The following is an 8,553-nucleotide window of genomic DNA, read 5'->3' on the forward strand; positions in this document are numbered from 1 at the left end:
ACGCGCACCAGATTTCGGTTCGCTTCAAAGGCATCGCCGACAACGCCGCGGCGAGTGGACGTGTGAACCACTACGCAATCGGTTCGGTCCTGGAACTGCGTTTCGGGCCACACTATCGAAGCCGGATCGTCCGCGGACCGGGGACACATTTCGGCATGGACGGATTCGACTCGGCCGACACCATCCGTGTCATCATGCCCAATGGATTGACGCAAACGATCCGCAGCCCCGAAGTCGACTCGATCATCGAGGAAGAGCAAACGCTGAAAGGATCGTGCCCGTACTTGTACAGCTGGGACGGAGAGCGGTTTGCATTCGTCACCGATTGTTTGTGGGCGGCTCCGTTAGGACTGCAAGTCGCCGCCGGCGTCGTCCAGCCGGATCGGCCGTGGGAGTATCTGAAAATTGACGGCGGTTTGGTGCGTCAAAACAAAGACGGCGAATACGAGTTTCGATTGACTGAAGAACTGTGGGAAGTCGCCTACGTCGACAAGATTGAATTGACCGCCGTCGACCATCCCGCCGACGTTGCGATCTATTCCAACGAAAAAGTCGGCCCCCCCAGCGTCGCGACTCCCACCATTTTTGCCTTTGATGAAAACGAGTTGCATCCGGTCGCCGTCGCCTCGGACACCCGCGCAAACGACGTGACTGAATTGTTGACCTCGGCCGATGAACGCTACGTCCAAGGCTTTGACCGACGGATTCGGCAGGGACTTTGCCCGCCGCACTGGATCGATTTGGATTTCGGTGACGCGGTCAAGCAACAGCTCAGCGGCGGCGACAAGAAGGCGGTCTATCTCGTGCTCCGCGGTTGGATCTTGCCGACCGACACGTCGTTGAACATTCAAATCGACCAAAACCCCGAACTGCCGGCGATCGAGTTCCCGTCGGTGTGGGTGCCCGATGCATCGACCGAATCGGGCTGGCGAAACGCGATCGAGTTCATGGGTTTTCCAGGCGGCAAGACCAAGACGATCGTCGTCGACGTTTCCGAGCACCTGCAGCCGGACGATCCACGCCTTCGCGTCCGCACCAGCGCGCAAATCTATTGGGACACAGCCTCGCTGGCGATCCAGGACGATCCGGCGTCCAGCGTGACCCAGCCGATGCCGTTGATCGACGCCGAAGTCGCGTTCCATGGATTCTCCAAGCGCATCCACGCGGACTCGACACGTCCGGAAACCTACGACTACGGGCAAGCCGATTCGCAACCGAAATGGCCGCCGCTACGTGGCACGGTGACCCAATTCGGCGACTGCACCGAACGACTACGCGAGTGGGATGACTCAATGGTCGTGATCAGCGGCGGCGATGAAATCCGGATGCGGTTTCGCGCCCCCGAGCAGACGCTGCCAGACGGTTGGAAACGCGATTTCATCTTGCACTGTGTGGGCTGGGACAAGGACGCCGACCTGAACACCCTGACCGGGCAGTCCATCGGACCGTTGCCGATTCGGGACATGCGAGGCTACCCCCCGACGGCGGAGTCGGCCGACCAGTTTGACTCGGTCGAACGCAAGAACGCGGATTCGCTGCGTCGCCGCCAATCCTTCCGAGCGTTTTGGAATCGTGGTCAGCCCAGCGACAAACCGTTTTTAACGACCGTCGATGCCGGTTAGCAGGAACGGGCCGCGGAAAAACGTCGCATCGGGAGCGGACGGACCAAACCGAAAGCGGTTTGGCTGCGTCGTATGTTAGTGGAGCGAATCAGATTCACCGCAACCATGGACTGTAGCGGACAACGCCTGCGAGGCGTCACCGAAAGATCAGCCCTTTGACCGCCCCCCTCTGCAGCAACCTCCCTCCGCTTTTCCCATGACCGCATCTCCCGCTCCCACCAAGAAACCTCGGCGCGTCATCACGCCTCGCTTGCGGGTCATGCTGTACGTCGTGTTGACGCTGTTCGGTGTGTTGGCTGCCAACGGACTGTACTTGACCGGCGTCACGTGGCTGCAGGTTTTCACCGGCCAGGTCTATGAGTCGCATTTTTATCAGCTGATGTTCCTGGGCCATCTCGGGCTCGGTCTGTTGCTCATTTTGCCGGTGGTGATTTTTGGATTCGCGCACATGTGGCGTGCCAAGGATCGACGCAATCGCCGCGCGGTCAAGATCGGTTATGCATTGCTGGCGGTCGCGTTGATCATTCTGATCAGCGGCGTCTTGCTGACGCGGATCGGCTCGCTCAACATCGTCAACCCTTCGGTCCGAAGCGTCATCTACTGGGCGCATTTGCTGACGCCGCTGATCGCCATTTGGCTGTACTGGCTGCATCGCTTGGTCGGTCCTCGGATCAAGTGGCACATCGGACGTCGCGTCGCGGTGGCGATCGGCTGTTTCGTGGCGGTGATGGTGGCGTTCCAAGCGAGCGATCCACGGATCAGCGAAGGCATCGCGCCGGCCGAAGGCGACAAGTACTTCCAGCCATCGCTCGCCTCGACGGCGACGGGCAAATTCATTTCGCAAGACGTCTTACAGAACGACGATTATTGTTTGCGCTGCCACAGCGACATCCACGAGGACTGGGTTCACAGCGTTCACAAATTAAGCAGTTTCAATAACCCGGCCTATCGCGCGTCGGTCCGCGAGACACGGCGAGTCGCCGCCCAACGCGACGGATCCGTCCAAGCCTCGCGCTGGTGCGCCGGATGCCACGATCCGGTTCCCTTCTTTTCTGGCAAGTTCGACGATCCGAATTACGACGATGTCGATGACGTGACCGCCCATGCCGGAATCACCTGCACCTCGTGTCACGCGATCCAATCGATCGATTCACACGTCGGCAACGCGGATTACACGATCGACGAACCGCGACACTACCCCTTTGCCTACAGCGATCACGGCGTGCTTCAAACGTTGAGCGATTTGATGGTCAAGGCGAAACCGGCCTTCCACAAGTCCGAAATGTTGAAACCGTTTCACAAGACCGCCGAGTTCTGCGGCACCTGTCATAAGGTGTCTCTGCCCGGCGAATTGACCCATTACAAAGACTGGCTGCGTGGTCAAAATCACTACGACAGCTACCTGCTCAGCGGCGTGTCCGGTCACGGGGCGCGGAGTTTTTATTATCCGCCCACGGCCCAGGAAAACTGTAACGAATGCCACATGCCGGCGCGGGCCAGCGACCAGTTCGGTGCAAAGTACCACGCGGAACTGGGTGGCTTGGCCGTCCACGACCACCGGTTCCCCAGTGCCAATTCCGCCTTGTCCTACTGGACCGGTGACCTGGACGGCGTCGAGGCGCACCGCAAGTTACTCGAGGGTTCGCTGCGTCTGGACCTGTTCGGCCTGCGGCGCGGCGGGTCGATCGAAGGCGAGTTGATCGCGCCGCTGCCCAACCAGGGAGCCAGCGTCGTCAAGGGCGAGTCCTACCTGGTCGAAACCGTGCTGCGAACGTTAACTCTGGGTCACCATTTCACCCAAGGCACCACCGATTCGAATCAGATTTGGATCGAGTTCACCGCGATTCAAGACGGCAAGGTGATCGGCAAGAGCGGCAGTCGTGACGAACGCGAACGGGTCGATGAGTGGTCTCACTTCGTCAATAACTTCGTCGTCGACCGCGAAGGCAATCGCATCAATCGACGCAACGCCCAAGATATCTTCACCGTGCTGTACGCACACCAAATCCCACCGGGGGCGGGTCAAACGGTCCACTACCTGTTGAACGTCCCCCAAGGCTCCGACGCGCCGATCGAGATCACGGCGCGATTGTTGTACCGAAAGTTTGACACCGAGTACCTGGATTACATCCGCGCCGACCGCGATCCCGCGCGCGATCCACTCGACTTGGGCAACGTCGGCGATCCCAACGATTTGCCGATCATCGAAATCGCGCGTGACGCAGTGACACTGACGGTGACCGATCAACACGTGGCATTGGATCCCAAATGGGCTCAAGCCGAACAGTCCGATGATCTGAAACCGATTCCGACGTGGCAACGCTGGAACGATTACGGGATCGGCATGTTGCTCAGGGGCAGAGCCGAACAGAAACAAGCCGCCGAAGCGTTCACCAGGGTGCGTGAGCTTGGACGTTCCGACGGCCCGATGAATCTGGCGCGGGTTCAGTTTGCCGAAGGTGACTTGAACGGTGCGACCGACAGCTTGACCGAGGCGCTCGAAATGGATCCCCCGCCGCCGTCGTGGACGCATGCTTGGCTGAGCGGCGTGGTGAACCGACAGCAGGGGAACCTGGAGACCGCCGCGAAACTGCTGCAGGGCACGCTAGACACCCGCGTCCCCGAGCGGGGGTTTGATTTCTCGCTGGATTACGTCGTTCGCAATGAATTGGCACTGACGCTGTTGGATATCGCGCAACAGAAAGACGTGATGGGAGACGAAGCGGGTTTCCAAGACTACCTGGAACGTTCACGTACCGAGTTCTTGCGTGTGTTGGAACTCGACTCGGAAAACGCGACCGCACATGCCAACCTGGCCAAGATCGCGGGTTTGGCAGGCGACCAGGCGGCGCAAGAACATCATCGCCGATTGCACGATCGATACAAACTCGATGACAATGCGTCGGCTGTCGCGTTGCCAGCGGCGCGGCGCAAGTACCCAGCCGCCAGTCATGCGGCCGAGGCCCTCGTGATCTATGACTTGCATCGCGAATGAAACAGTGCGACAGGCTGAAAGCCTCTCCCACGCTTCGGAACCAACACTGACTCTCCCCTCGACCGCCAAGTCACTCCCCCTGACCACTTCTCCATGACCAATTTGCCGACCGAACCCGCCGAAGACGAAGACGTGCAGAACGACGCGGTGATCGAATCCGCGTTTCGAAAGTCGCTGATTTTCATCATCGTGATGATGCTCCCGATCATCGGGATGCTGGCCTTTCTGAATCTCCGCCAGAAGGACCGCAAGGCGATCGAGATTCAGCCCGAGGCTCCCGAAGGCCGGCAGGTTGACCAGGCCACGCTTCCGCAAATCCCGCTGGTTGACGTCACGCAGGCGTCCGGCGTCGACTTCAAACATTACGCCGGCAAACAGGGCGAGAAATTGCTGCCCGAAACGATGGGCAGCGGTGTCGCGGTCTTCGATTACGACCAAGACGGCAACCAAGACCTGTTGTTCATCAATTCGACAGATTGGCCCTGGACCGAAAACGCATCGGCAAGCCCCTGTCGTCTGTATCAAGGAGACGGCACGTTCAAGTTTGTGGATGTCTCCGAGCAAACCGGGCTTGATCTGTCGCTTTACGGAATGGGGGCCGCCGTCGGCGACTACGACAACGATGGTGATCGCGACGTCTTCATCACCGCGGTCGGATCCAATCGCTTGTTGCGAAATGACGGCGGAAAGTTTGTCGATGTGACCGACCAGGCCGGCGTGTCGGGCGCCGAAGACGCCTGGAGCACCAGCGCGGGCTTTTTCGATTACGACAACGACGGACGCTTGGACCTGTTCGTCTGCAACTATGTCACCTGGAGCCGCGACCTGGACCTCTCGCAAACATTTTCGATCGACGGAGAAAACCGATCCTACGGCCCGCCCGACGCGTTCTCGGGCGCCCATTCGTACCTGTACCACAACGAAGGGGATGGCGTTTTCAAAGACGTTTCCCAGTCGGCGGGGATTCAAATGCGAAGCCCAGAAACGGATGTCGTGCTGGGCAAAGCGATGGGAGTCGTTCCGGTCGATGTCAACCGCGATGGTTATCTGGACATCGTCGTCGCCAACGACACGGTGCGCAATTTTCTGTTCGAAAACAATCGTGACGGCACGTTCACCGAAACGGGACGACTGGCCGGGATCGCTTATGACCTCGCCAGCGGCAATGCCCGCGGCGCGATGGGGATCGATGCCGCCGTCTTTCGCACCGACGGCACGCTGGCGATCGGCATCGGGAACTTCGCCAACGAAGCCAGCGCGCTGTACATGGCGTCACCGAAGCGGCAGACGTTTGTCGACGCGGCCATGTTCACCGGGTTCGGCCCGCCGACACGACTGGGCCTGACCTTCGGCCTGTTCTTCTTTGACGCCGACCTGGATGGTCGTCTGGACATCCTGGGCGCCAACGGCCACCTGGAAGAGGAGATTGAAAAGACGCAGCGGACGTTGCGTTACGCCCAACCGCCCCAGTTGTTTTGGAACGCGGGACGTGACGCGCAATCCGAATTGGCGCTGTTGGACGAAAACTGCACCGGAGAGTCGTTTTGCGAACCGATCGTCGGCCGCGGCGCGGCGTTTGGTGATTTTGACAACGACGGCGACCAAGACGTCGTGATCTCGGTCAGCGACGGGCCGGCCAAGCTGTTTCGCAACGACCAGGCCAGCGGACATCACTACCTGCGATTTCGATTGCAGGGCACACGTTGCAATCGCGACGCCATCGGGGCCGCGGTCACCGTGACGATCGGAGACCAATCACAAACACGCGTCGTCATGCCGACCCGCAGCTACCTCAGCCAATCGGAACTGGAGCTGACGTTCGGGCTCGGCGAAGCGGAAGCCGTCGATCGCGTGACCGTGACCTGGCCCGGCGAAGCCCCCGTTCCGGTGGAAGTCAGCGGCGTCGATCGGTTGATCGACTTGGTGCAGCAGTAACCGAGGACTGCAACGAGACGTAGGTCACGCTGTGCGTGACGACGGGCATGCTCAGCATGCCCTACAATTTCAATCCCCAGCCTTCCATGTCATCGGTCAACGGGTGGTTGGTCATGTCGAACTGCAAACTGGTCAGGGTCACGTTGCCTTTTCGCAGTTCGGTGATGTCGGTTTTTTCTTGCGGCGGCTCGCTGGGTTCTTCCCACAGGGCCCAGTAATAATCTCGTCCGCCGGGGTCTTGGCGTTTTTCGTAGCGGTTGCCGTACTGGGCCAGTCCCATCGGTACGATTTGCAATTCCGCGGGCGACTGGGTGGCTGCGGTCGGGATGTTCAGATTGAACAACTTCCCTTTGGACGAGGGGTGCTTTGCGATCCCACCGATGATTTTTTTGGCGATCACGGCTGCGGACTGAAAATCGGCATCGGGGTCGTATTCGAGTGAGACGGCGACGCTGGTGGTTCCGAAAAAGGCCCCTTCGATGGCCGCGGCGACGGTGCCGCTGTACAGCACATTGATGCCGGCGTTGAGTCCGTTGTTGATGCCGCTGACGACCAGATCGACCGGATTATCTCGCAGCAGTTCGGCGATCGCCAGTTTGACGCAATCGGCCGGGCTACCCTCGACCGCCCATGCCCAGTGCCGGCCGTCGCGATGAATCGATTTCCCCACCAACGGGGTGAGAAAGGTGATCGAGTGACTGACGCCCGACTGTTCGGTCGCCGGCGCGATCACGATCACCTCCCCGAGGTGGCGGAGTTGTTGTTCCAGTGCGGCCAGTCCGGGTGCGAACACACCATCGTCGTTGGTCAAAAGAATTCGCATGGGTTCATCAAGGTGGCATCGTGGAAGAAAATTTGGCGATCGGCCGAACCATCGGCGGAGTCAATCGTCGGTCAATCCCGGGGGCTGGCGGCCGAAATCCGGGTCGGTCCGGTCGCATCGACAGCCCGTCAAAACGCCCCCCAGGGCCGGCAGAGCCGAACGATCTACCCGGCGTCAGCGGTTTAGCCCCTTGGGGATTACCGGTGCATTTTCTACACTCCCGGTTTGGCATTGGCGACTACGGCACGCGCAACAAAGTCGATCCAGCGAAACGCAGGCGGCTGATCGACGCCGCCGGCGTTTCCGATTCGTCGCGTGTTTGGCCCGACGTCCCTGCCACCTCGGCTCCCCTTTAATCCATTCACACCTGCATGAGTGTTTCCAGCGCCCACTCGACGGGCAACTCCACCGAATCAAGCCTTTCCGAGGCCGGAGCTTCGGTGCTGACGGATCAACGGATCGTTGTCCTGGATTTCGGTTCGCAGTACGCCCAGCTGATCGCCCGACGCGTTCGCGAGCAGAACGTCTACTGTCAGATCATCCGACACGATCTGTCCGCCGATCGGATCGCCGAACTCGCCCCCAAAGGCATCATTTTGTCGGGCGGACCGTCCAGTGTTTACGAGGACGGGGCGCCCCGCTGCGATCCCGAATTGTTTAAACTTGGGATTCCCGTTCTGGGCATCTGCTACGGCTTGCAAGTCGCCTGCGAAGCGTTCGGCGGCAAGGTCACCAACACCTCGCGCCGCGAATACGGACACGCGATGTGCGAAATCGTCGAGCCCGGAACACTGTTCGAGGAACTGCCGGACGAGATCGACGTCTGGATGAGCCACGGAGACCAGATCTCGGCGATCAGCGAGCAATTCGAACCGCTCGCCCGCACCAGCACCTGCCCGTTTGCGGCGATCCGGCACAAGGAATTGCCGGTTTACGGCATGCAGTTCCACCCGGAAGTCACGCACACCCCGCTGGGCGGAAAGGTGCTGGCAAACTTTGTCCGAGGCATCTGCGGCTGTGAACCCAATTGGCAACTGAGTGATTTCGCCGACGCCACCGTCCGCCAGATCCGCGACGCCGTCGGCGACCGACGCGTGATCTGCGGGCTCAGCGGCGGAGTCGATTCCTCCGTCGTCGCGGCACTGCTGTACAAAGCCATCGGCCCCCAGTTGACGTGC

The 8,553-nt window shown here is 60.2% G+C and carries 4 protein-coding genes and 1 pseudogene; 4 read left to right on the forward strand and 1 reads right to left on the reverse strand.

The window, feature by feature from the left end; all coding sequences use genetic code 11:
* The 3 genes and pseudogenes from ABX749_RS12970 to ABX749_RS12980 all read left to right on the forward strand — a co-directional run.
* Window positions 1-1,622: pseudogene (locus tag ABX749_RS12970) on the forward strand (hypothetical protein); the annotation flags it as partial.
* Window positions 1,623-1,818: 196 nt separating this feature from the next.
* A complete protein-coding gene (locus ABX749_RS12975; protein ID WP_372896361.1) occupies window positions 1,819-4,617 on the forward strand; it encodes a tetratricopeptide repeat protein in 2,799 nt (932 codons plus the stop codon).
* Window positions 4,618-4,710: 93 nt separating this feature from the next.
* Complete coding sequence (locus ABX749_RS12980; RefSeq protein ID WP_372896362.1) at window positions 4,711-6,552, forward strand: CRTAC1 family protein; 1,842 nt, start codon at window positions 4,711-4,713, stop codon at window positions 6,550-6,552.
* Between the two features lie 61 nt (window positions 6,553-6,613).
* Here ABX749_RS12980 and surE read toward each other — a convergent pair whose 3' ends face one another.
* Window positions 6,614-7,375, reverse strand: coding sequence for a 5'/3'-nucleotidase SurE (gene surE / locus ABX749_RS12985; protein WP_145218045.1), 762 nt, complete (start codon window positions 7,373-7,375; stop codon window positions 6,614-6,616).
* Between the two features lie 371 nt (window positions 7,376-7,746).
* On the opposite strand from surE, the gene guaA reads away from it, so the two are divergent.
* The coding region (guaA, locus tag ABX749_RS12990) for a glutamine-hydrolyzing GMP synthase (RefSeq protein ID WP_372896363.1) at window positions 7,747-8,553 on the forward strand (807 nt) is incomplete at its 3' end.

The organism is Stieleria sp. (assembly GCF_041595215.1).
Classification (GTDB): domain Bacteria; phylum Planctomycetota; class Planctomycetia; order Pirellulales; family Pirellulaceae; genus Stieleria; species Stieleria magnilauensis.

Coding starts and splice junctions, on each gene's coding strand:
- surE (WP_145218045.1), bottom strand. CDS start 7,375: ATGCGAATTCTTTTGACCAACGACGATGGTGTGTTCGCACCCGGACTG.
- ABX749_RS12980 (WP_372896362.1), top strand. CDS start 4,711: ATGACCAATTTGCCGACCGAACCCGCCGAAGACGAAGACGTGCAGAAC.
- ABX749_RS12975 (WP_372896361.1), top strand. CDS start 1,819: ATGACCGCATCTCCCGCTCCCACCAAGAAACCTCGGCGCGTCATCACG.